The 22,308-nt window shown below is 70.1% G+C and carries 23 protein-coding genes; 17 read left to right on the top strand and 6 right to left on the bottom strand.

Going from position 1 to position 22,308, the window contains the following annotated elements:
- Positions 1-33: 33 nt before the first annotated feature.
- The 4 genes from dctP (at position 34) to JI746_RS18490 (ending at position 4,201) form a co-directional block, all read left to right on the top strand.
- Entirely contained in the window at positions 34-1,005 is a 972-nt protein-coding gene (dctP, locus tag JI746_RS18505) for a TRAP transporter substrate-binding protein DctP (RefSeq protein WP_201691712.1), read from the top strand.
- Positions 1,002-1,541 carry a TRAP transporter small permease gene (locus JI746_RS18500; protein ID WP_330893029.1) on the top strand — a complete coding sequence of 180 codons (540 nt, stop codon included), beginning with the start codon at positions 1,002-1,004 and terminating at the stop codon, positions 1,539-1,541. Before dctP ends, JI746_RS18500 begins: the two co-directional genes overlap by 4 nt.
- Positions 1,538-2,857 carry a TRAP transporter large permease gene (locus JI746_RS18495; protein WP_201691710.1) on the top strand — a complete coding sequence of 440 codons (1,320 nt, stop codon included), beginning with the start codon at positions 1,538-1,540 and terminating at the stop codon, positions 2,855-2,857. Before JI746_RS18500 ends, JI746_RS18495 begins: the two co-directional genes overlap by 4 nt.
- A 111-nt stretch (positions 2,858-2,968) precedes the next feature.
- Complete coding sequence (locus tag JI746_RS18490; RefSeq protein ID WP_236599948.1) at positions 2,969-4,201, top strand: virginiamycin B lyase family protein; 1,233 nt, start codon at positions 2,969-2,971, stop codon at positions 4,199-4,201.
- 142 nt (positions 4,202-4,343) lie between these two features.
- Here JI746_RS18490 and JI746_RS18485 read toward each other — a convergent pair whose 3' ends face one another.
- Positions 4,344-5,534, bottom strand: coding sequence for a YihY/virulence factor BrkB family protein (locus JI746_RS18485; protein WP_236599947.1), 1,191 nt, complete (start codon positions 5,532-5,534; stop codon positions 4,344-4,346).
- A gap of 157 nt (positions 5,535-5,691) precedes the next feature.
- Here JI746_RS18485 and JI746_RS18480 point away from each other — a divergent pair, with 157 nt between their 5' ends.
- The 6 genes from JI746_RS18480 (at position 5,692) to ggt (ending at position 12,508) form a co-directional block, all read left to right on the top strand.
- On the top strand, positions 5,692-6,840 hold the full coding sequence (locus tag JI746_RS18480; RefSeq protein WP_201691707.1) for a mandelate racemase/muconate lactonizing enzyme family protein: 1,149 nt from the start codon (positions 5,692-5,694) through the stop codon (positions 6,838-6,840).
- Between the two features lie 19 nt (positions 6,841-6,859).
- On the top strand, positions 6,860-7,834 hold the full coding sequence (locus JI746_RS18475; protein ID WP_201691705.1) for a Bug family tripartite tricarboxylate transporter substrate binding protein: 975 nt from the start codon (positions 6,860-6,862) through the stop codon (positions 7,832-7,834).
- Positions 7,831-8,940: an enolase C-terminal domain-like protein gene (locus tag JI746_RS18470; protein ID WP_201691703.1), complete on the top strand. Its 1,110-nt coding sequence runs from the start codon at positions 7,831-7,833 to the stop codon at positions 8,938-8,940. Before JI746_RS18475 ends, JI746_RS18470 begins: the two co-directional genes overlap by 4 nt.
- Before the next feature lie 61 nt (positions 8,941-9,001).
- The gene (locus JI746_RS18465) at positions 9,002-9,922 is read left to right on the top strand and encodes a cation diffusion facilitator family transporter (protein ID WP_201691701.1); all 921 of its coding nucleotides are present in this window, start codon (positions 9,002-9,004) and stop codon (positions 9,920-9,922) included.
- Positions 9,919-10,845 carry a pseudouridine-5'-phosphate glycosidase gene (locus JI746_RS18460; RefSeq protein WP_201691699.1) on the top strand — a complete coding sequence of 309 codons (927 nt, stop codon included), beginning with the start codon at positions 9,919-9,921 and terminating at the stop codon, positions 10,843-10,845. The genes JI746_RS18465 and JI746_RS18460 overlap by 4 nt, the downstream gene beginning before the upstream one ends.
- A 22-nt stretch (positions 10,846-10,867) precedes the next feature.
- On the top strand, positions 10,868-12,508 hold the full coding sequence (gene ggt / locus JI746_RS18455) for a gamma-glutamyltransferase (RefSeq protein WP_201691697.1): 1,641 nt from the start codon (positions 10,868-10,870) through the stop codon (positions 12,506-12,508).
- Positions 12,509-12,782: 274 nt separating this feature from the next.
- Here the strand turns inward: ggt and JI746_RS18450 are convergent, their stop codons facing one another.
- On the bottom strand, positions 12,783-13,172 hold the full coding sequence (locus tag JI746_RS18450; RefSeq protein WP_201691695.1) for a response regulator: 390 nt from the start codon (positions 13,170-13,172) through the stop codon (positions 12,783-12,785).
- A 158-nt stretch (positions 13,173-13,330) separates the two neighbouring features.
- Entirely contained in the window at positions 13,331-13,624 is a 294-nt protein-coding gene (locus tag JI746_RS18445; protein ID WP_201691693.1) for a 2Fe-2S iron-sulfur cluster-binding protein, read from the bottom strand.
- A 258-nt stretch (positions 13,625-13,882) separates the two neighbouring features.
- On the opposite strand from JI746_RS18445, the gene JI746_RS18440 reads away from it, so the two are divergent.
- The 5 genes from JI746_RS18440 (at position 13,883) to JI746_RS18420 (ending at position 16,702) form a co-directional block, all read left to right on the top strand.
- Positions 13,883-14,170: a hypothetical protein gene (locus JI746_RS18440; protein WP_201691691.1), complete on the top strand. Its 288-nt coding sequence runs from the start codon at positions 13,883-13,885 to the stop codon at positions 14,168-14,170.
- 45 nt (positions 14,171-14,215) lie between these two features.
- The gene (locus JI746_RS18435) at positions 14,216-14,917 is read left to right on the top strand and encodes an SDR family NAD(P)-dependent oxidoreductase (protein WP_201691689.1); all 702 of its coding nucleotides are present in this window, start codon (positions 14,216-14,218) and stop codon (positions 14,915-14,917) included.
- A gap of 182 nt (positions 14,918-15,099) precedes the next feature.
- On the top strand, positions 15,100-15,303 hold the full coding sequence (locus JI746_RS18430) for a hypothetical protein (protein WP_201691679.1): 204 nt from the start codon (positions 15,100-15,102) through the stop codon (positions 15,301-15,303).
- 158 nt (positions 15,304-15,461) lie between these two features.
- Positions 15,462-16,280 carry a hypothetical protein gene (locus tag JI746_RS18425; RefSeq protein WP_201691677.1) on the top strand — a complete coding sequence of 273 codons (819 nt, stop codon included), beginning with the start codon at positions 15,462-15,464 and terminating at the stop codon, positions 16,278-16,280.
- A 107-nt stretch (positions 16,281-16,387) separates the two neighbouring features.
- Complete coding sequence (locus JI746_RS18420) at positions 16,388-16,702, top strand: hypothetical protein (protein ID WP_201691675.1); 315 nt, start codon at positions 16,388-16,390, stop codon at positions 16,700-16,702.
- A 62-nt stretch (positions 16,703-16,764) separates the two neighbouring features.
- Here the strand turns inward: JI746_RS18420 and JI746_RS28045 are convergent, their stop codons facing one another.
- Positions 16,765-16,896 (bottom strand): hypothetical protein, encoded by a 132-nt coding sequence (locus tag JI746_RS28045; RefSeq protein ID WP_269129474.1) that lies wholly within the window; start codon positions 16,894-16,896, stop codon positions 16,765-16,767.
- 375 nt (positions 16,897-17,271) lie between these two features.
- Between JI746_RS28045 and JI746_RS18415 the strand changes: the two genes are divergently transcribed.
- Both JI746_RS18415 and feoB read left to right on the top strand, forming a co-directional pair.
- The gene (locus JI746_RS18415; protein ID WP_408004114.1) at positions 17,272-17,526 is read left to right on the top strand and encodes a FeoA family protein; all 255 of its coding nucleotides are present in this window, start codon (positions 17,272-17,274) and stop codon (positions 17,524-17,526) included.
- Positions 17,523-19,412 carry a ferrous iron transporter B gene (feoB, locus tag JI746_RS18410; protein WP_201691672.1) on the top strand — a complete coding sequence of 630 codons (1,890 nt, stop codon included), beginning with the start codon at positions 17,523-17,525 and terminating at the stop codon, positions 19,410-19,412. The genes JI746_RS18415 and feoB overlap by 4 nt, the downstream gene beginning before the upstream one ends.
- Here feoB and JI746_RS18405 read toward each other — a convergent pair.
- On the bottom strand, positions 19,375-20,814 hold the full coding sequence (locus tag JI746_RS18405) for a UdgX family uracil-DNA binding protein (protein WP_201691670.1): 1,440 nt from the start codon (positions 20,812-20,814) through the stop codon (positions 19,375-19,377). The genes feoB and JI746_RS18405 overlap by 38 nt on opposite strands.
- On the bottom strand, positions 20,814-22,088 hold the full coding sequence (locus JI746_RS18400) for a putative DNA modification/repair radical SAM protein (RefSeq protein WP_201691661.1): 1,275 nt from the start codon (positions 22,086-22,088) through the stop codon (positions 20,814-20,816). Before JI746_RS18400 ends, JI746_RS18405 begins: the two co-directional genes overlap by 1 nt.
- Between the last annotated feature and the right edge of the window lie 220 nt (positions 22,089-22,308).

Raw genomic sequence — 22,308 nt, 5'->3', positions numbered from 1 at the left:
CGCTAACGTCCCCGCATCCCAAGGAGACCCCAGATGGAAAGACGCATGTTCGCCCGCGCCGCAGCCGCCGTGCTCGCGGCCGGCATCGCCGGCGGCGCCGCCGCGCAGGAAGTCACCCTTCGCCTCGTGAGCGCGTTCGCCGAGAACGGCATCTACGTGCAGCGGCTGCTGCCCTGGGTGCAGAAGGTCAACGCCGAAGGCAAGGGCGTGCTGCAGATCAACTTCATCGGCGGCCCGCGCGCCATCCCCACCTTCGAAGTCGGCAACGCGGTGAAGACCGGCGTGGTGGACATGGCCCTGTCCACCGGCGCGTTCTACACCAACGTCATGCCGGAGGCGGACTTCCTCAAGCTCACGCAGGTGACGGTCGCCGAGCAGCGCAGAAATGGCGCCTTCGCGGCCATCAACCAGGTGTGGAACGACAAGGGCAACATGCAGTACCTGGCGCGGATGGTGGAAAACCAGCCGTTCCACATCTACGTGAACAAGCCCGTGAGCAAGCCGGACCTCACCGGCCTGAAGATCCGCATCACGCCGGTGTACCGCGACTTCTTCCAGGCGCTCAACGCCAACGTGATCACCACGGCGCCGGGCGAGGTCTACACCGCCCTCGAACGCGGCGTGGTCGACGGCTACGGCTGGCCGATCGGCGGCATCTTCGACCTGAACTGGCAGGAGAAGACCAAGTACCGCGTCGACCCCGGCTTCTACGACGCCGAGGTCTCGCTGGTGATGAACCTGCCCGCGTACCGCAAGCTCACGCCAGCGCAGCGCGACTTCCTGCAGAAGCACCTGCTGGCGCTGGAAGCCGAGAACACCTTCTGGACGAAGTACGCGGCCGATGAAGCGGCGCGCCAGGAGAAGGCCGGCATCCAGGCGATCCGCTTCGATGCGGCCAGCTCCAAGGCCTTCGTCGACCAGGCCTATGCCGTCGCCTGGGCCAGCGCCGAGAAGCAGAGCCCGGAGGTGGCGAAGCGCTTCCGGCCGCTGTTCGCGCCGAAGTGAGCGCCGCACGGCCGCCCCTCGAGCGCGCATTCGGCTCCTTCCTCGCCGGCCTCGCGTGGGCCGGCTGCGCCCTGCTCTTCGCGATGCTGATGGTGATCGTGGGCGACGTGGCGCTGCGCAACATCCCGGTGCCGGGCCTGCCGCGCGGGCTGGCCTGGAGCAACGAGATCTCCGAGCTGATGCTGTACCTGATCACGATGTGCGTCGCGCCCTGGCTGCTGCGCCGGGGCATGCACATCCGCGTCGACGTGCTGCTGCAGGCCCTGCCGCCGCGCCTGGCCTGGGCGCTCGAATGGGTCGGCGATGGGCTGGGGCTCCTGTGCTGCCTGGTGATGACATGGTACGGCGCGCGCGCCGCATGGGCGAGCTACACGGCGGGCGCGGTCAACATCAAGACCCTGGTCACGCCGGAGTGGTGGTCGCTGGCTCCGCTGCCGGTCGCCTTCGCCCTGCTCTCGCTGGAGATGCTGTTTCGCATGCGGCGCCTGCACGCCGGGCCGCGCCGGCCGCGGCACGATGCGGTGAGTGCGGGATGAGCGGCTGGGGCATCGCCGCCTGGCTGATGCTGGGGGGCTCCACGCTGCTGCTGTTCATCGGCATGCCGGTCGCGCTCACGTTCATGAGCGTGAACATCGTCGGCGCCTGGCTCTACATGGGCGGCGAGGCCGGTCTGGCGCAGCTCGCGCGCAGCAGCGTGAGTTCGGTGGCGGCGTTTTCGCTCACGCCGATCCCGCTGTTCATCCTGATGGGAGAGATCCTGTTCCACAGCGGCCTGGCGGTGCAGGTGATCGAAGGCATCGAGCGGCTGATCCGCCGCCTGCCGGGGCGGCTCGCGGTGGTGGCCGTGGTGGCGGGCACGGTGTTCTCCGCGATCTCCGGCTCCACCATCGCGACCACCGCCATGCTCGGCTCGCTGATGCTGCCGGTGATGCTCTCGCGCGGCTACCACCCCACGCTCGCGGCCGGGCCGATCATGGCGATCGGTGCCGTCGACATGCTGATCCCACCCTCGGCCTTGACCGTGCTGCTCGGCTCGCTCTCCGGCATCTCGATCTCCAAGCTGCTGGTGGGCGGCGTGCTACCGGGCCTGATCCTCTCGCTCGCCTTCGTGCTGTGGATCGTCGCGCGGGTCAAGGTCAGCCCGGCGCTGGCGCCCAACGAGGAGGACCAGCCCGCGTACGCCGGCTGGGAGCGCTTCCGCCCCTTCGTGCGCTACGTGCTGCCGACGCTCTCGATCTTCGGCGTGGTGGTCGGCGCCCTGGCCGGGGGCTGGGCCACGCCGACGGAGTGCGCCGCGGTGGGCGCTTTCGCGACGATGGTGCTGGCCGTCGCCTACCGTGCGCTCTCGCTCGAGGTGTTGACGAAGTCGCTCAAGGGCACCGCCGGCATCTCGGGGATGATCCTGTTCATCATCGTCGGGGCCACGACCTTCTCGCAGATCCTGTCGTTCTCCGGTGCGAGCAGCGGGCTGGTGCAGGCCATCACCGGCCACGGACTGTCGCCCGCCCTGATCGTGGTCGGCATGATGCTCACGCTGGTCTTCCTCGGCGTGTTCGTCGACCAGGTGAGCATGATGATGATCACGCTGCCGATCTTCATGCCGGTGGTGCAGAGCCTGGCGATCGACCCGGTCTGGTTCGGCGTGATGTTCCTGATCTGCATGCAACTGGGCCTGCTGCTGCCTCCGCACGGCCTGCTGCTGATGACGATGCGCGGCGTGGCGCCGCCCAGCGTCACCATGGGGCATATCTTCCGCGCGGTGGTGCCTTATGTCGCCATGAGCCTGCTGCTGCTGGCGGCGGTGTTCTGGATCCCGGCGATCGCGACGTGGCTGCCGGCGCGGGTGGGGTAGCAGACCTCACGGCGTGATTGCAGATGAGCACCGCTCCAGGACGCACCCCTTGAACTTTGGTATGCACGGGACTAGCCTGCAGCTTCCGCACCCCGCGTTCTGGAGGTCCCCATGCGCCGCGTCCATGCAATGAACACCGCCGTCGCCGCCGGCGCGCTGCTGCTGTCGGGCGCCGTTGTCGCCCAGCAAAGCCTGCCGCAGGGGCCGGGGCGCGACATCGTGGCGGGCAAGTGCTACGCCTGCCACACCTTCGAAGCGCGCGTGGGCAACGGCTACACCGCCGAGGGCTGGAACACGGTGCTGCGCATGATGAGCAACCACGGCGTGGTGCTCACGCCAGCCGAGGTCGCCCAGGTCACGCCTTACCTGGTCGCGAACTTCCCCGAGAAGAACAAGGTGCCGGCGGTGATCGTGCCCGGCCCGCTGAACGTCACGATGACGATGTTCAAGGCCGGCATCACGCCCGGGGCGCGGCCGCACGATCCGCTGGCCACGCGCGATGGCGCCCTCTGGTACACGGGCCAGATGGTGAATGCGCTCGGCCGCGTCGACCCGAAGACCGGCCAGGTCCGGGAGTACCCGCTCAAGACCGCGCACTCCGGGCCGCACGGCCTGGTGGAGGACCGCCAGGGCAACATCTGGTACACGGGGAATGCGGGCGCGCTGGTCGGCAGGCTCGATCCGCGCAGCGGCGCCGTCACCGAATACAAGATGCCGGACGGCAAGGGCGATCCGCACACGCTGCAGTTCGACCGCAGCGGCATGCTGTGGTTCACGCTGCAGAACGCCAACCAGGTCGGCCGGCTCGACCCGCGCAGCGGCGGGCTGAAGTTCGTGACGATGCCCACGCCGGGCGCGCGGCCCTACGGCATGGCCTTCGATCCGCGCGGCAACCTGTTCGTGGTGGAGTTCGGCACCAACGGCGTGGCGATGATCAACCCCGACAACATGGCGGTGCGCGAATACAAGTTGCCCGATGCCGGCTCGCGGCCGCGCCGCATCGCGATCACGCCGGACAACAAGGTCTGGTACACCGACTACGCCAAGGGTCGCCTCGGCCGCCTCGACCCCGGCACCGGCGAAGTCAAGGAATGGCAGTCGCCCAGCGGCCCCGGCTCGGCGCCCTACGGCATCTCCGCCATCGGCGACACGATCTGGTACAGCGAGTCCGAAGCGGCGCCGAACACGGTCGTGCGCTTCGAGCCCGGCACCGAAACCTTCCAGAGCTGGGCGATCCCGGGCGGCGGCAACATCGTGCGCAACACCTCCGTCACGACGGAGGGCGACTTCGTGCTGGCCAACAGCCTGGTCAATGCGGTGACGCTGGTGAAGCTCCCGAAGTGATGCGGCGCCGCCGGCGTCTTGGAGCACGGCTGCATTTCGTAGGCTGGCGGTGGAGCGCCAGCGAAACCCCAGCGATGCGCGAAGCGCTGGGGTTCGCGCCATCGCGGCTCACCGCCAGCCTGCGATCGGCCGGCAGCGCGCCTCAAGCCGCCCTGTGCCTGCGCTGGTTCAACACGCGCCGCAGCAACGCCACCACCACGCCGCCCGCCACCGCCGCCCCACCCGCCATCGCTGCCTCCACGCCCGGCTTGTCCCACCAGGCGCGCGGCGCCAGCACGTCGTGCCGCACATCCTCGTCGCGCAGCACGGCGCGGTTCTCGTCCAGCCGCACGGCGCCTGAGGGGCGGGGCACCGGCACCGTATCGGGCGGCGTCGACTGCTTCGCGGCCGCCGCGGCAGCCGCCCCCGCGATCGATGCGGAGTCCGTCGGTTCGCCGGTGGCCGCCGTCGCCTGCGTGGCCTCCATCGCCACCTGGCCGGAATGCGAGCCGTGCTCCTGTGCGTACACCTTGGTGAACTCGGCCCCCAGCAGGAAGATCTGCGCCGCGTAGTAAACCCACGCGATCAGGATCACGAGCGAGCCCGCGGCGGCGAAGCTCTCCGTCATGCTGCTCTTGCCCAGGTACAGCCCGATCAGGAACTTGCCCGCCTCGAACAGCACTGCCGTGGTGAAGGCCCCGACCCACACGTCGCGCCAGTCGATCTTCGTCGAGGGCATCAGCTTGAAGATCATCGCGAACAGCACCGTCGCGATGCCCAGCGAGACGACGAAGTTCAGCACCTGCAGCAAGGTCTCCGCCCCCGGCATCAGGCCGCTGGTGAAGGCACCGAAGGCGGCCACAGCTGCGCTCACTGCCAGCGAGACCATCAGCAGGAACACCATGCCGAGGATCAGCCCGAAGGACAGCAGGCGGGCCCGCAGCGTGGCCCAGATGCCCTTGGGTTTCTGTGACGGCGGCACGTGCCAGATGCGGTCGAGCGCGCTTTGCAGCTCGGCGAACACGGTCGTCGCGCCGACCAGCAGCACGCCGGTGCTGATGATGCCGGCGATGAGGCCCTTGTCCTTGTCGCTGGAGGCGGCCACCAGGCTCTGCACGAAGGAAGCGCCCTGCTCGCCGATCAGCCCCGAGAGCTGCGCCACGATCTGCCCCTGCACCGCCTCGCGGCCGAAGACCGCGCCCGCCACCGCGATCACGATCACCAGCAGCGGCGCCAGCGAGAACACCGTGTAGTACGAGATGGCGGCGCCCATGCTGGGCGCGTAGTCGTCCGACCAGGCCTTGGCGGCCTTGAGGAACAGGCGGAACAGGCGGGCGGGCTGGAACTTGATCATGGCGGGCGTCCTTCGGTCCACCGTGGTTTGTAGCCCGGGCACGCCGACCGCTCGTGTCGTCCAGCGCAGGCAGACCGCGTCGGTGCGCAGGAAGCTCTGCCGCCGGCGGGGTAAACCCGGTTTGCGCGACCTTGCCGGGCCCGCAGGATGCCGTGCCATGAAGATCACCTCCATCACGGCCATTCCCGTGTCGTACCGCCTGCCGGAAGGCAGGACGGTGACGATGGGCATCGGCAGTACCCTCAAGCGCGACGCGGTGATCGTGCGCGTGCAGACCTCCGACGGCATCACGGGCTACGGCGAAGCCCACCCCGGCCGCAGCCCGGGCGCGATCGCCAGCCTGATCCAGAACACGCTGGCGCCGCTGCTGGTGGGCATGGAAGCCACCGACGTGGTGGGCGCCTGGCAGCGCGTGCACCGCATGCAGCTGTCCAGCCACGGCGTCGGCAGCGGCGCGGCGCTGGCGCTCTCCGGCATCGACATCGCCCTGTGGGACATCCGCGGCAAGGCCGCCAACCTGCCGCTGTACGCACTGCTGGGCGGCAGCCGCAGGCGCGTGCCGGCCTATGCCGGCGGCATTTCGCTCGGCTACCAGCCCAAGGAGTCGCTGGCCGACGAGGCCGCCGAGTACGTGGAGCGCGGCTACCGCGCGCTCAAGCTGCGCATCGGCGACAACCCGCGCGACGACATCGCCCGCGTGCAGCACGTGCGGGCCCGCGTGGGCGACGAGATCGACATCCTCACCGACGCCAACACGGCCTACACCATCGCCGACGTGCGCCGGGTGCTGCCGGTGCTGGAGGAGATCCGCGCCGGCTGGCTGGAAGAACCCTTCGCCTGCAACGATTTCGCCTCCTACCGCGAGGCCGCGAAGATCAGCGCGCGGGTGCCGATCGCGGCCGGCGAGAACCACTACACCCGCTTCGAGTTCGCGCAGTTGCTGGAAGCCGGCGCGGTGAAGATCTGGCAGCCGGACCTGTCCAAGTGCGGCGGCATCACCGAAGGCCTGCGCATCGCCGCCATCGCTTCGGCCTGGCGCATTCCGGTCAACGCCCACAGTTCCGCCACCACGATCAACCACGCGGCCACCATGCATTTCCTGGCCGCGATCGAGAACGCGGGCTACTACGAGGCCTGCGTGTCGAAGTTCAACCCCTTGCGCGACCTGCTCGGCGACATCGCGCAGATCGGCCGCGACGGTTGCGTGCAGCCGCCGGAGGGCCCCGGCCTCGGCCTCGAGATCGACGAATCCGTCTTCGCGCAGTACCCGCTGATCGACGGTCCCGGCTACGTCGTCAAGTTCTGAACCTTCAGGAGATTCCTTCATGCACCCTGTGAGCAGGAGAACCTTCGCCCTGGGCGCCGTGGCCCTGGCCGCCGCGCCCGGCGCCTTCGCGCAGAACTTCCCGGAACGCACGGTGAAGTTCGTCGTGCCCTACCCGCCCGGCGGCTTCAACGACACGCTGGCGCGCGTCTCCGCCGACAAGCTGACCAAGATGTGGAACCAGCCGGTGGTGGTGGAGAACAAGCCCGGCGCCAACACCACGCTGGGCAACAGCATCGTCGCCAAGTCGCCGCCCGACGGCTACACGATCCTGATCACGCCGCTGCCCTTCTCCGCCCTGCCCGGCCTCTACGGCGCCAACCTGCCCTACGACGCGCTGAAGGACTTCACGCCGCTCGTGTGGGCCGGCAGCACGCAGAACGCGCTGGTGGTGCGCAACGACCTGCCGGTGAAGGACGTGAAGGAACTGCTGGAGCTGGCGCGCAAGACCCCGGGCAAGCTCAACTACGGCTCCACCGGCTCCGGCTCGTCCAACCACCTCTCGATGGAACTGTTCATGCGCATGACGGGCGTGAAGCTCGCGCACATCCCGTACAAGGGCAGCGCGCCGGCGGTCACTGCGCTGCTGGGCGGCGAGATCGACGCGCTGTTCGACAACGTGCCGAACGTGGTGCAGCACATCAAGGCCGGCAAGATGAAGGTGCTCGGCGTCAGCGGCCTGCAACGCGCGCCCCTGCTGCCCGAGGTGCCGACGGTGGCCGAGTCCGGCGTGCCCGGTTACGAGGTGAACGTGTGGTTCGGCATGCAGTTGCCGGCCGGCACGCCCAGGCCCGTGGTCGACCGCCTGAACCACGACATCGTGCAGCTGCTCAAGGAACCGGACACGGTGCAGCGCTTCCGCGCGCAAGGCGTGGAGGTGGTGGCCAGCACGCCGGAGGAATTCCGCGCCCTGGTGAACAAGGAAGTCGTCAAGTGGACGCAGTTGATCAAGGACGCCAACATCCGCATCGAATGAGGATCACCGACCTCACACTCACGCTGTTCGCCTGGGACGGCATTCCGGCGACCAGCTATGGCGCGCACACCGGGAAATTCTCCGGCGCGAGCCAGCTCGGTCTGCTGAAGATCCAGACCGACGAGGGCCTCACCGGCCACGCCTTCCTCGGCTCCGCGTTCCACGCGGCGGACATGGACGGCCCCGCCCTGGTCCGCAACCTCAAGCCGGTGCTGATCGGGCAGGATGCGCTGGCGCGCGAGCGCCTGAACAAGGCGATGTGGAAGCGCGTGCGCACGGCCAGCGTGCGCGCCATCGGCGCCGTCGACATCGCGCTGTGGGACCTCGCGGGCCAGGCGGCGGGCTTGCCGATCCACCAGCTGCTCGGCTCGTACCGCGATCGCATCCCGGCCTACATCAGTTCGGCGGTGCTCGCGGGCGCGCAGGCGTACGTGGAGGAAGCGCAGCACTATCGCGCCGCCAAGCTCGCCGCGTACAAGATCCATCCCCCGCAGCAATGGCGCGAGGACATCCGCGTCTGCGAAGCCGTGCGCCAGGCGGTCGGCGACGACTACCTGCTGATGCTCGATTCGACCTGGAGCTACGACTACCCGGCGGCGCTGCGCGTCGGCCAGGCGATCCAGGACCTCGGCTTCTACTGGTACGAGGACCCGCTGGCGGACGCCGACATCTACAACTACCTGGAATTGAAGAAGCACCTGCACATCCCGATCATGGCGACCGAGTACCCGGCGGGCGGCCTGGACGCGTACACGCCGTGGGTGAAGCAGCGCGCCACCGACTTCCTGCGCGGTGACGTCGCGGTCAAGGGCGGCATCACCGGCTGCATGAAGGCGGCGCACCTGGCCGAAGCCTTCCACCTGAATTTCGAGGTGCACCACGGCGGCAACTCGCTGAACAACTTCGCCAACCTGCACGTGATCATGGCGCTGCAGAACACCGAACTGTTAGAGGTGCTGCTGCCGTCCGGCTCGCAGAAGTACGGGCTGGTGCAGGACATCGACATCGACGGCGAAGGCTTCGTGCATGCGCCCACGGGCCCCGGCTTGGGCGCGCAGATCGACTTCGAACTCGTCGAACGAAAGAAAGTCGCCGTGCTGAGCTGAGCGGCACGCCCGCGGCGGGGCGGCCGGTGATAGATTGGGCCGCCCGAACCCGTGGCATGGCATGGCCGAATCGAAGATCGCGATCTACGGTGCGATCGCCGCCAACGTGGCGATCGCGACCACCAAGTTCATCGTCGCCGGCGCCACCGGCAGTTCCGCGATGCTGTCCGAAGGCATCCACTCGCTGGTGGACACGGGCAACGGCGCGCTGCTGCTGGTGGGCCTGCGGCGCAGCCAGCGGCCGCCCTCGCAGCAGCATCCCTTCGGCCACGGCAAGGAGCTCTATTTCTGGAGCCTGATCGTCGCCGTGCTGATCTTCGGCGTCGGCGGCGGCGTCTCCTTCCTCGAGGGCGTGCTGCACGTGAAGAACCCGAACCCGCTGGAGGACCCGCACTGGAACTACATCGTGCTCGGCTGCGCCTTCGTGTTCGAGGGGATCAGCTTCGCGATCGCGTTCCGGCAGTTCACGCGCGAGCGCGGCGACACGCCGTTCTGGAAGGCGCTGCACACCAGCAAGGACCCGGCGACCTACACGGTGATGGCGGAGGATGCGGCGGCGCTGCTCGGGCTGGTCATCGCGGCGATCGGTGTGTTCTTCAGCCATCGCCTGGACATGCCGCGCGTGGACGGCGTGGCCTCGATCGCGATCGGCCTGCTGCTCGCCGGCGTCGCGATCCTGCTGATCCGCGAATCGCGCGGGCTGCTGGTGGGCGAAGGCGTCAGCCCGGAGACGGCGCAGGCGATCCAGGCAATCGCCCGCGCCGAGCCGGGCGTGCACGAAGTCGGGCCGGTGCTCTCGATGTACGTCGGGCCGGAAGACGTGCTGGTCACCTTCTCGCTCGCCTTCGCGCCCGACGTGCCGGCCAGCGACGTGGCCGCCAGCATCCGGCGCATCGAGCAGACGGTGCGCGAGCGCTTCCCCAAGGTGCGGCGCATCTTCCTGGAGCCGGTGCGCGCGACGGCGCAGGAGCGTGCGCGATGATCTCCGCCATCGACTCTTGCTTCCTGGCGCCCAGCGCGCCCGTCGCCGCCGCGCAGGCCGCGGGCCGGCCCGTCGTGGCGCTGGAATCCACCATCATCGCCCACGGCATGCCGTATCCGCAGAACGTGCGCACGGCGCGCGAGGTGGAGGCGATCATCCGCGAGCTGGGCGCCGAGCCGGCCACCATCGCGCTGGTCGACGGGCGCATCCGCATCGGCCTGTCCGACGAGGAACTCGAACGGCTCGGGCGCTCGGGCCAGGCGCACAAGGTGAGCCGGCGCGACCTGCCGGCGGTGCTGGCGAGCGGCGAACTCGGCGCCACCACGGTGGCCGCCACCATGATCTGCGCCGCGCTGGCCGGCATCGAGGTGTTCGTCACCGGCGGCATCGGCGGCGTGCACCGCGGCGCTGCGCAGACCTTCGACATCTCGGCCGACCTGCAGGAACTGGCGAAGACCTCGGTGGTGGTGGTGTGCGCCGGTGCCAAGTCCATCCTCGACATCGGCCTCACGCTGGAGTACCTGGAAACGCACGGCGTGCCCGTGCTCGCCTGCGAGCAGGACAACTTCCCCGCCTTCTACACGCGCGACAGCGGCTTTCGCGCCGACCTCCGCATCGACGACGCCGCGCAGCAGGCGCGCTTCGTGCGCACGAAATGGAGCCTCGGCCTGGCCGGCGGCGTGGTGCTGGCGACCCCGGTGCCGGAGGCGGCGGCAATGCCGCGCGAGGAGATCGACACGATCATCGCGCAGGCCCTCGCCGAAGCCGCGCAGCAGGGCATGGGCGGCAAGGCCCTCACGCCTTTCCTGCTCGATCGCATCCAGGCGCTCACCGGCGGGCGCAGCCTGGCCACCAACATCGCTCTCGTGAAGCACAACGCCGAAGTGGGCGCGCGGCTGGCGCTGGCGCTCGCGGCCGCATAGGACGAAGGGAAGGAACGACGCCATGGACGCAGGCAGGATGTTCGCGATCCGCACCGGCCGGCCGGTGACGCTGGGCACCAACGGCATGGTGAGCTCGCCGCATGCGCTGGCATCGGCCGCCGGGGTCGACGTGCTGCGCGCCGGCGGCTCCGCCATCGACGCCGCGATCGCGACGAGCGCCGTGCTGGCCGTGGTCTACCCGCACATGACCGGCGTGGGCGGCGACGCGTTCTGGCTCATTCACGACGGCGCGAGCGGCGAGGTGAAGTACCTCAATGGCGGCGGCAAGGCCGCGGCGGGCGCCACGCTGGAGGCGCTGGCGCAGCGCGGCCTGCAGGAGATCCCCCTCACCGGCATCGTGCCGGCCACGCTCACGGTGCCGGGCTCGGTGGCCAGCTGGATCGCCGCCCACGAGGCGCACGGGCGGCTGCCGCTGCAGCGCGTGCTGGCCAGTGCCATCGGATACGCGCGCGACGGCTTCCCGGTGAGCGCGCGGCTGGCGGGCTTCGCCGCCGCGATGCGCGCCGAACTCGCGCAGCAGCAGCAGGCGGCCGCCATCTTCCTGCCCGGGGGAGCGCCGCCGCCGGCCGGCAGCCGCCTGCGCAATCCGGCCCTGGCCACCACGCTGCAGGCCATCGCGGAACAGGGCTGGCGCGGCTTCTACCAGGGCGCGGTGGCGCAGGAGATGGCCCGCTTCGCGCAGGAGGCGAACGGCTTCTTCGGCGCCGGCGACTTCGAGCAGCAGCGTGCGACGTGGGACGCGCCGCTGGTGGGCCAGTACCGCGATGCGACGATCTACAACACGCCACCGCCGACGCAGGGCTTCACGGTGCTGCAGATGCTCCAGCTGGTCGAGCCGCATGCGCCGCACCGCATGGAATTGCTGGGGCCCGACCGCGTGCACCTGCTGGTGCAGGCCAAGCAGATCTCGTATCACGACCGCGACCGCGTGCTGGCCGATCCCGCGTTCGCAGCCGTGCCGATCGCGCGCCTGCTGTCGCAGCAGCATGCGCGCGAGCGCGGGCGCCTGATCGACATGGGGCGGGCGCTGCGCTGGGACGAGGTGCCCTCCTGGGGCAGCCTGGCGGGCGACACCGTCTACGTGGCGGCGGTGGACCGCGACGGCAACGCGGCCTCCCTGATCCAGAGCCTGTACGGCGTGTTCGGCTCCTGCACGGTGGCGGGCGCCACCGGTGTGCTGCTGCAGAACCGCAGTGCCTATTTCTCGCTCGACCCACAGCATCCCAACCGGCTGGAGCCGGGCAAGATCCCGCTGCACACGCTGATCGCCTCGATCGCCAAGCGGGCCGGCAAGCTGTGGGCGGTGCTCGGATGCATGGGCGCGGACGGCCAGCCGCAGATCCAGCTGCAGCTCTATTCGGGGCTGGTCGACCACGGGCTGGACATCCAGGAGGCCATCGAGATGCCGCGCTTCCTCTCGGGCCGCTTCGCCCTGGGCGAGGCGCGCGACACGCTGCACATCGAGGGCCGCTTCCCGCCCGAGACCGTGCGCGAACTGGAACGGCGCGGGCACCTGGTGGACCGCTGGGGCGCGTGGAACGAGCTCGCAGGGCATGCGCACGGCATCACCGTGGACGCCGCGCACGGCGTGTTCAGCGGCGGCTCGGATCCGCGCAGCGACGGTGCGGCTGTCGCTTACTGAATGGGGATGACCCTTAGGCGGATTGCAGGATGCGCATCGCCCGTCGGTCGCGCTTTGGGTGGAACGAAGGTGCCTTTGGGTGGGCGATGACCCCCACCATTGGGGCTTTGCCGCCGCTGAGCAGGAGGCACAAAGGCAGCACCACGCACGCGCGGTACTGCCAAAGTAGAGGTCACGGGAAGATGGGCGAGGCGTGCCCGCCAGGGCGCAGGCGTCAAGCCTCGCGCGTCAGGCGTCAAGCCTCGCCCGGAGGGGCGCCTCTCGCGTCGGGGTATCAGGCGTCGTGGGTGCCGCAGGTGCAGGTGCTGGAGGCGGCCAGCAGCCACTTCTCCATCTCGGCCAGCGGGAACGGCTTGTGCAGCACATGCTGGACCTGCTGCTCGCCGGCGCGCCAGACCACGGATTCGCTGGTATGCGCCGTCATCATGACGCAGCCGCACACGTCCTCCCGGGCGCGCATCGCGCCCAGGATCTGGAAGCCGTCCATGTCGGGCAGCTCGTAGTCCATCAGCACCACGCAGGGCCGCGTACGCTCGTATTCGGCCAGGGCATGTTCCCCGGTGCGGGCGAGCTGGGCATTCCAGCCGCGGCGACGCAGGTACTCCTGGAGATTGCTCCCCAGGAAGTGCTCGTCTTCGACGATGAGAACGGACCCGCGCGACACGATGGCTTCCCCTGGAATGGCGTTTTCGATACTTTGGGGTGAGCACGACGCGTGCCAGTAACCGCTGGATGCATCCTTCGGCTGGCCCAGCAGGAAGATTCCGTGTGCATGGAACGCACATCAGATGGCAAGCCCCTAGGCTTTCCGAAACCGCTGCCTCAGCCGTCCCACCACCCCTTCTGTGCAGGCTCGCCGAGCACCACGTCGCTGGTCGGCACGGCCACGCAGGGCAGCACCCAGCCTTCGCTGCGCTCGTCGAGGGTGAGGCCCGGCCACGGGATGCGGTACTTGACGGTGCCGGACACGAGCTTGCGCATGCAGGTGCGGCAGGTGCCGTTGCGGCAGGAGCTCTGCATCACGAGGCCCGCTTCCTGGGCGGCTTCGAGCAGGGAGGCGTCGGCGGCAGCCTCGAAGGCGGCGGCGGGCTCCAGGAGGATCACGGTATGGGACATACGGCCGCCAGCATAGGCCTGCGCACCGCCGCTGACCCGCGGGTTGGGCGCGGATTCCCCGACTGTGGGGGGCGCAGACACCCGCCCCGTGCGCGATCAGCTCAACCGTAGCGCGAAATTCCTTGCTCATCGCGTGACATCGGTACGTCAGCAGGCCAAACCCGGGTCGGCGCTCGGCAATCCAACCTGACTACGGGAGCGGCGAAGCACCCGGGCGGCCGGGGAGCACTCCCCGCGGTTCCTGATGGGACACGGTTGATGCAACTGACGCAACACGACCTGATCTACGACGACTATTCCTGGGCCGACCTGCGCCGGGACGATCCGAAGCGCACGGGCCGGCCCGACCACGTGCTGTTCAACCGGCGCGACGGTCGCGAGATGGTCGCCTTCCTGGCGTGCAACTTCCCCGACGCGGAAGATGCGCAGCGGGCGGAATGGGCGATCCGCCACCATGTGCCGGGGCGCCTGCACAGCCGCAAGGAGGTGCGCGACTGGCTCAAGCTCAACTGGGCGTTCATCCGCAACGTGTGCCAGGCCCGCTGAGGAAGGACTATCGTTCGCGCGGGTGACGCGCGGCTGGAGGTCGACATGGAATGGCAGGAGCGCACGGTGATGATCACGGGGGCCGCGGGCCATCTCGGGCAGGCGCTGGCGGCGGACCTGCGCGCACGCGGCGCGCGGCTCGCGCTGCTGGGCCACGACGTGGCCTCGCTGCGGCGCGCCTATGTCGAAGCGCCGGACCTGCTGCTGCTGGCCGCGGACCTGCGCGATGCGGCTCAGGTCGGCGCCGCCACGAGCGAGGCCATCGCGCGATTCGGTCGCATCCATGCCTTGTGCCACATTGCCGGCGGCTTTCGCATGGGCGACGCGGTGCACGAGACTGCGCCCGCCACCTGGGACTTCCTCATGGACGTGAACGCCCGCAGCCTGGTGAACGTGGCCCGCGCCGTGGTCCCGCACCTGATCGAGCACGGGGGCGGCCGCATCGTCACCGTCGGGGCCACCGCGGCGCTGCAGGGCGCCGCGCGCATGGGCGCGTACAGCGCCTCGAAGAGCGCGCTGATGCGCCTGAGCGAGAGCATGGCGGCGGAATTGAAGGCGCACGGCATCAACGTGAACTGCGTGCTGCCCTCGATCATCGACACGCCGGAAAACCGCGCTGCGATGCCGGACGGCGACCCCACGCGCTGGGTCGCACCGCAAGCCCTGGCCGACGTGATCGCCTTCCTCTGCTCGGACGCGGCAAGGGCGATCCATGGCGCGACGATCCCGGTCCGGGGTCTCGCGTAGGGCTGCGTCCCTGGCCGCGCGTAGGAAAAAGTAGGAAACGCTGCACGTACGGCACAGGCGGCGGCCTGCCTGCCTGTGCTGTCGGCGCCGACGAAGGCGGATGCGGCAGATCGTCGTAATCCGGGGGCAGCCCTGTGCTGCCTCCACACCGCCGGAGCCGCGGCGGTTGCCACCACATCCACATGTACAAGCTCTCTGCCATCCTCCTCGCCGCAGCGGCGCTCGGCGCCTGCACCTCCACGGGTACCAGCACGATGGGCAACAGCGGCAACCCCGCCGAGACGCGCAACAGCAGCGACGCGAACAAGTCCGCCAATCCGGCCGCCGTCAGCCCCGGCGGCGGCTCGCCCGGTGGTGCCTCCGGCTCGGGCTCGGGAACCCGCTGATCGCAATGCGCCGCACTCCGGGGTGGATTTGCAACACCCCGGACCCGGCGGCTGCCGCACAGTCCCCTGTGCCCTGCTCCTACGCCAGCTCCTACCTCCAGCGCACGGCCCGACCCGGGGGCTCTTCCTAAGCTGGGAACCGTCGCAGGAGGGCCGACATGGACAAGCAGGAAGACGCGGAGCCGCAGCGTTCCGAATTCGTGAGATGGGCCAGGAACGGCGTTGCACTGGGCATCGCCGCCATCGTGCTGGTGCCCATGCTCACCGCAGCATGGAAGCGCCAGCACCCGCACGCGCCACAGCCTGCGCCCGTCGCGCAGCAGATGGCACCGGCGGGACAGCAGCCACGCATGCAGCTCGCCGACTTCGGCGGCGACGAGGCTTCGCCCGATGCGCGCCTGATGGCCAACTGGGTCGTCGCGACCCATGACAACCGCAAGCGCGCCTTCATCCTCGTCGACAAGAAGGACGCGCGCGTCTACGTGTTCACGCCCGAGGGGCGACTGCAGAACAGCGCGCCGGTGCTGCTGGGCGAAGCGCACGGCGACGACGTGCTGCCGGGCGTGGGGGACAAGCCCTTGTCCGAAGTGAAGCCCGAGGAGAAGACGACGCCCTCGGGCCGCTTCGTGGCCGAGCCCGGCATGAACGCCGACAACGAGGACGTGATCTGGGTCGACTACGACAACGCCATTTCGATGCACCGCGTGCGGCCCTGGGTCGCGCAGGAGCGCCGGCTCGAACGGCTGGCGACGCTGACGAACGACGACAACCGCATCTCGTTCGGCTGCATCAACCTGCCCGTGACCTTCTACGAGGATGTGGCCAAGCCCGCGGTGACGAAGTACGGCGCCGTCATCTACGTGCTGCCGGAAGTCAGGAGCGTGCAGCAGGTGTTCGGGGCCTACGACGTGACCGATCCGGCGCAGGTCGCCGCGGCACGCCAGCCCGCCGCGACGCGGCCCGCAGCGCAGGGCTGAGCGCCCGCGCGCGCCGGACCGCGGCGCCCCAGCCGCGGCCAATTGACATTCCTCAAACCATTCGCGCTGCCGGCCCTTAGTCTGCCTCCATTCAAAAGGAGAACGACGTGGCCAAGATGCCGTCCGCGCAGGCGAAGAACCATCCGGTGGAAGCCGAGCCCTGGGAACTCCAGGCCGTGGGCCGTCATGGACGCCCGGTGCTGCACCGCATCGAGGAGATCAAGACCCAGGCGCGCCGGCTGGCCGGGCGCAACGACGACCGCTGCTTCCTGCTGTTGCTGGAGGAGCGGCTCCTCAACGACCTGGTGGTGGACATGGCATCCGCCTACCTGGACATGGAGCGCGTGGCGCGCCATATCGAGGCAGGCAGATACCGGGTGGGCGAAACCGGCACGGACCTGTACCGCGCGATCGTCCACTGAGGCTGCGAGAGGTGGGGCGGATGCCGGTAAGCCACCCGCCCCGGGTCGGGGACCTGCTTGCCTCAGGCTCCGACGCAACGGCTGATGTAGCTCGCCACCTGGATGACGGTGTTGTTGATGCTGCTCTTGCTGCTGTTCTTGCCGTTGCCGCTGGCGCCACCCTTGCCGGCGCGCAGGTTCGTCTTGATCTTCATGGAGCTTCCTTTCGAGGGTTGAACTGTTTGCTGTTCCAGCTTCACGGCACCATGCCGATCGATGTGCTGGCCCTGAAAGGAGTGCAAGACATGCGCCCGTAAGGGCAAGCCCGCTTCTGAAACGGTTCGACCTAAGTTGCGACGGCCGCGCTGGGGAAACAGGGGCGCGCCGCGGGTGAGAAGCCCCACGGCCCACCCACGGATGACCCACCGGTCTACCCGCCGGATTAACGCCAAAGGCGCTGCGGGGGACCGGCAGGAAGGACGCCGCGGCGGCGAATTGCCTTGCCACCTTGAGCTGCATCAAGGGGATGGATGCGAGCCTCTCGCATCGCCACCTAGAATGAAGCAACATCTTATTACATGATGTGCATCTTGCAAAGTCTTGATCGCGCTGAACAGGGACGCCAGTACCAGGTGCGCGAGGTTGCCGACGATCCGCGGGTGCCGGAACGCGCGCGCCAGCTGGAAGAAATCGGCTTCCTGCCCGGGGAACACGTCATGGTGATGACGCGCGGCTTTCCCGGCGGCGATCCGCTGGTGGTGCGCATCGGCCAGTCCACGTTCGCGCTGCGCGGCGCCGAGGCGGCCTGCGTCCACGTCGAGGCGGTCGCCGCCGGCAACGCATGAACCAGGCCGTCATCCACCTGCATCCACCGGGCCGCCTGGCAGCGCTGGTCGGCAATCCCAACGCAGGCAAGACAGCGCTCTTCAACCGGCTCACAGGAAGCCGGCAGAAGGTGGCCAACTACGCGGGCGTCACCATCGAACGCAAGGAAGGGCGGCTCACGCTGGCCTCGGGCAAGACCGTGCGCGTGCTGGACCTGCCCGGCACCTACAGCCTGCATCCGCGCTCGCCCGACGAACGCATCACCTGCCAGGTGCTGCAAGGCAACGCCGCCGGCGAGAAGCGCCCCGACCTGGTCGTGTGCGTGGTCGACGCCACCAACCTGCGCCGCGGCCTGCGCCTCGTGCTCGGGGTGCGGCGCATGGGGCTGCCCTGCGTGGTGGCGCTGAACATGGCGGACCTCGCGGCCAGCCGCGGCATGCACGTCGACGCGGACGCGCTGGCGCGCGAGCTGGGCGTGCCGGTGGTGAGCACGGTGGCGGTGCGCAGCGACGGCGACGCGCCGCTGCGGGACCTGCTGGAGCGGCCGGAGATCTGGAAGGGCTTGCCGGCCGGCCCCCCGCTGCCGCCGGACGCGGAGAACGAACTGCCGGACCACCAGGCGGTGCGCGGCATCCTGGCGCGCCTGGGGCTGGACCACGCGATGCCGCACTTCGCGAGCGACCGCATCGACCGCGTGGTGCTGCATCCCGTGGTCGGTCCGCTGCTGCTGGCCGCACTGCTGTTCCTGATGTTCCAGGCGGTGTTCGCCTGGGCCGAGGGGCCCAAGGCGCTGATCGAAGCCGGCACCGGGTGGGCCGGGCGGCTGGCCGGCAGCGCGTTGCCCGAAGGGCCGCTGCGCAGCTTCGTGGTCGACGGCCTGATCGCGGGCGTCGGCGGGGTGGTCGTCTTCCTGCCGCAGATCCTGATCCTGTTCTTCTTCATCCTGGTGCTGGAGGAATCGGGCTACCTGCCGCGGGCGGCCTTCCTGCTCGATCGGCTGATGGGCGGCGTGGGACTGTCCGGGCGCTCGTTCATCCCGCTGCTTTCGAGCTTCGCCTGCGCCATCCCCGGCATCATGGCCACGCGCACCATCGCCAATCCGCGCGACCGGCTGGTCACGATCCTGATCGCGCCGCTGATGACGTGCTCGGCGCGGCTGCCGGTGTATGCGCTGCTGATCGGCGCCTTCATCCCGCAGCGCCGCGTCGGCCCGGGCCTGGAATTGCAGGGGCTCGTGCTGTTCGCGCTCTACGTCGCCGGCATCCTCGGCTCGCTGGGCGTGGCCTGGGCGTTGAAGCGCACCACCGCGCACGGCCAGGTGCGCGCCCTCATGATGGAGCTGCCCACCTACCACCGGCCGCACGTGCGCAACGTGGCGCTGGGCCTGTGGCAGCGCACGGTGATCTTCCTGCGCCGCGTCGGCAGCATCATCCTGCTGCTGACGGTGATCCTGTGGCTGCTCGCCAGCTTCCCCGCGGCGCCGCCCGGCGCGACCGGCGCGGCGATCGAATACAGCCTGGCCGGCATGCTGGGCCACGGCCTGTCCGTGCTGCTGGCCCCGATCGGCTTCAACTGGCAGATCAGCATCGCGCTGGTGCCGGGGCTGGCCGCGCGCGAGGTGACGGTCAGCGCGCTGGGGACGGTGTATGCGCTGTCGGCCAGCGGCAAGGCCGATGCCGCGCAGGCCCTCGCTCCGATCCTCGCGCACGGCTGGAGCCTGGCCACCGGGCTGTCGCTGATGGCGTGGTTCGTGTTCGCGCCGCAGTGCATGGCGACGCTGGCGACGGTCAAGCGCGAGACCGGCGGCTGGAAATGGGCGCTGGTGATGGCCGGCTACCTGTTCGCGCTGGCCTACGTGGCCTCGTTCCTCACGTACCGGGTGGCGCTGATGCTGGGCTGGGGCTGAGCGCGCCACTCAGGTCGCGCACGAAGTCCTCGAAGGCCTGCGGCTGCTCCTGCGGCGGCAGCCGCAGCAGCGCGGAGGGATGCAGCGTGACCAGCACCCGCAGGCCGTCGGCGCGCTCCAGCCAGCGCCCCCGCTCCTGCAGCACCGCCACCGGGTAGCCGAGCAGGGAACGGGCAGCGGTGCCGCCCAGCGCCACCAGGGCCCGCGGCCGCACCAGCGCGATCTCCTCCTCCAGCCAGTGGCTGCAGGCCAGCGCCTCCTGCTGCGACGGCGTCTTGTGGATGCGGCGCCGGCCGCGCAGCTCGTACTTGAAGTGGCGCACGGCGTTGGTGACGTAGACCGCCGTGCGCGCGACGCCGAGCGCCTGCAGCGCCCGGTCGAACAACTGGCCGGCCGGGCCGACGAAGGGGCGCCCGCGCAAATCCTCCTGCTCGCCCGGCTGCTCGCCGACGAACATGAGCGACGGCTGCATGGGGCCTTCGCCCGGCACGGCCTGCGTGGCCGCGGCACCGAGGGGACAGGCGCGGCATTGCTGCATGCCGGCGGCCAGGCCGGAGAGCGCATCGGCGGGCACGGCATCCGCCTGCACCACGACCGGCGGCAGGCGCCGCAGCGGCACGGTGGCCGGCTGCGCGACCATCCGCGCGCTGCGCTCCCGGGCGGCGGCGGCCAGCGGCGCGATGCACTGCGCCTCCGGCAGGTCGGCCCAGTAGCGGCGCGGCATCTCCTTGCGCAGCATGGGCAGGTTCAGGCGCGCCGGATTGAAGATGCTGGCGTAATAGGTCAGCCACAGGGCCTCGCCGGCGTCGGGCGGCGGCGCCTCCTCGCGGCGCGCGCCGGCACGCAGGTGCAACTGCTGGCCGTCCCAGTTCGCGCAGCATTCGGGGCTGAGCAGCGCCCAGCGCATGTTGGCGAAGCGGCGGGCGAACCACGGCGCGTTGGCGGCCACGATGCGGTGCTCGGGCTCGAACCAGGCGACGTGCAGCGGCCCGCGCGCATCGCCGTCCTCCACCGGCCGGAAGCGCACGAAGGCGCGCATCTTGTGCAGCTCGCGCTGCACCGCGCGGGCCATGCGGCGCGCCTGCAGCACGTCGGGGTCGAGCGGGTCGTGCCGCACGCCGGGTTCGTGCACCAGTCGCCACAGCAGCCGATAGAGCAGCGCGAAGCGTTGCGGCTCGCGGTGCAGGACGACCGATTCGCACAACGCCAGGAAGGCGGCGGGGACGCTCGCCTGGCGCCCGCTCGCCGGCACAGCGGCCGGCGCGGTGCCGGCGAACAGGTCCTCCTCGCCGGCGCCGGCCGACCACGTGACTTCCTGCGGCGGCACGCCCGCGGCGAGCAGCCGGCGCGCCTCGCGGCGGAAGCCGGCGAGGTCGGTCTCGTGCGCGAGCCGCACCTGCATCAGAACAGCGCCGCCTGTTGCGGCTCGGCGGCGCGTGCGGGCGCCAGCAGCCGGCGCGGATCGGGGGCGCGCGCCGGGCGATGGTCGGCCAGCAGCACGAAGGGCAGCACCTTGCGCACCGGCACGTGCAGCCGCTGCAGGTCGTCGCTGCGCAGACGCCGCACGCGCCGCGCCAGCAGCAGGCGGTCGACCGCCTTGACACCCAGGCCCGGGACGCGCAGCAGCAGTTCACGCGGCGCGCGCTCCACGTCGACCGGAAAGCGCTCCGGGTGCGCCAGCGCCCAGGCGAGCTTGGGATCGACTTCCAGCCGCAGCATGCCCCCGGTGCGCGGCGAGGCGATCTCGTCGGCGGCGAAGCCGTAGAAGCGCATCAACCAGTCGGCCTGGTACAGCCGGTGCTCGCGCACCAGCGGCGGCGCCTTCAGCGGCAGGGCCGCCGAAGCGTCGGGGATGGGGCTGAAGGCGGAGTAGTAGACGCGCTTGAGCCGGTAGGCGCCATAGAGCTGCGCGCTGGTGGCGAGGATGGTCGCGTCGTCCGTCGCGTCGGCGCCGACGATCATCTGCGTGCTCTGCCCCGCGGCGGCGAAGACCGGCGCGGGCGCCGGTGCCGGCCTGGCCTGCGGCAGCGAGCGCACCGGCTGGCGGCCGGCCTCCTGCGCCTGCGCGCGCGCCTCGTCGATGTGCACGCGCAGGCGCGCCATCGAGCGCCGGATCGCGCCGGCGTCCTTCTCCGGTGCCAGCGCGCCCAGGCCGCGCTCGGTCGGCAGCTCGATGTTGATGGACAGCCGGTCGGCGTAGCGGCCGGCGCGCTGCAGCAGGTCGGCGGCCGCGTCGGGAATCGTCTTCAGGTGGATGTAGCCGCGGAAGTCGTGTTCCTCGCGCAGGCGCCTGGCCACCTCCACCAGCTGCTCCATCGTGTAGTCGGGGCTGCGGATGATGCCGCTGGAGAGGAACAGGCCCTCGATGCAGTTGCGGCGGTAGAAGTCCAGCGTGAGGCGCACCACCTCGTCGATGGTGAAGCGCGCCCGCGGCACGTTGCTGCTGGCCCGGTTGACGCAATACAGGCAGTCGTAGCGGCAGTGATTCGTCAGCAGGATCTTGAGCAGCGAGATGCAGCGCCCGTCCGGTGCATAGCTGTGGCAGATCCCCATGCCTTCGTTCGAGCCCAGGCCGCGGCCCTGGGTCGAATCGCGCCGCACGCCGCCGCTCGACGCGCAGGAAGCGTCGTACTTGGCGGCGTCGGCCAGGATGGCGAGCTTGTCATTCAGGTCCACTGGATAATCGTACAGTGGTCGGGCGGCCGGTCGGTGGCTTGCCGGCACCAGCGCGTTCAAAAAAAGACCGCAAAACCGGCAAGAATGACAATGTCGTCCGGGAATCTCCCCTTGACCGCTCGTCCGGGGACTGGTGGGGGGAACTTTTCCCCAATGCTGGGCAGGGCATTTTCGGCGTCCCCCGGCGAATGTCGCCCGCTGAGGCTGTTTTTCGGCTGCC

The organism is Ramlibacter alkalitolerans, from assembly GCF_016722765.1.
In the GTDB taxonomy this organism is placed as follows: Bacteria; Pseudomonadota; Gammaproteobacteria; order Burkholderiales; family Burkholderiaceae_C; genus Ramlibacter; species Ramlibacter alkalitolerans.
Note: the sequence above shows the minus strand (reverse complement) of the source record. Positions and strands in the feature narration are given on the sequence as shown.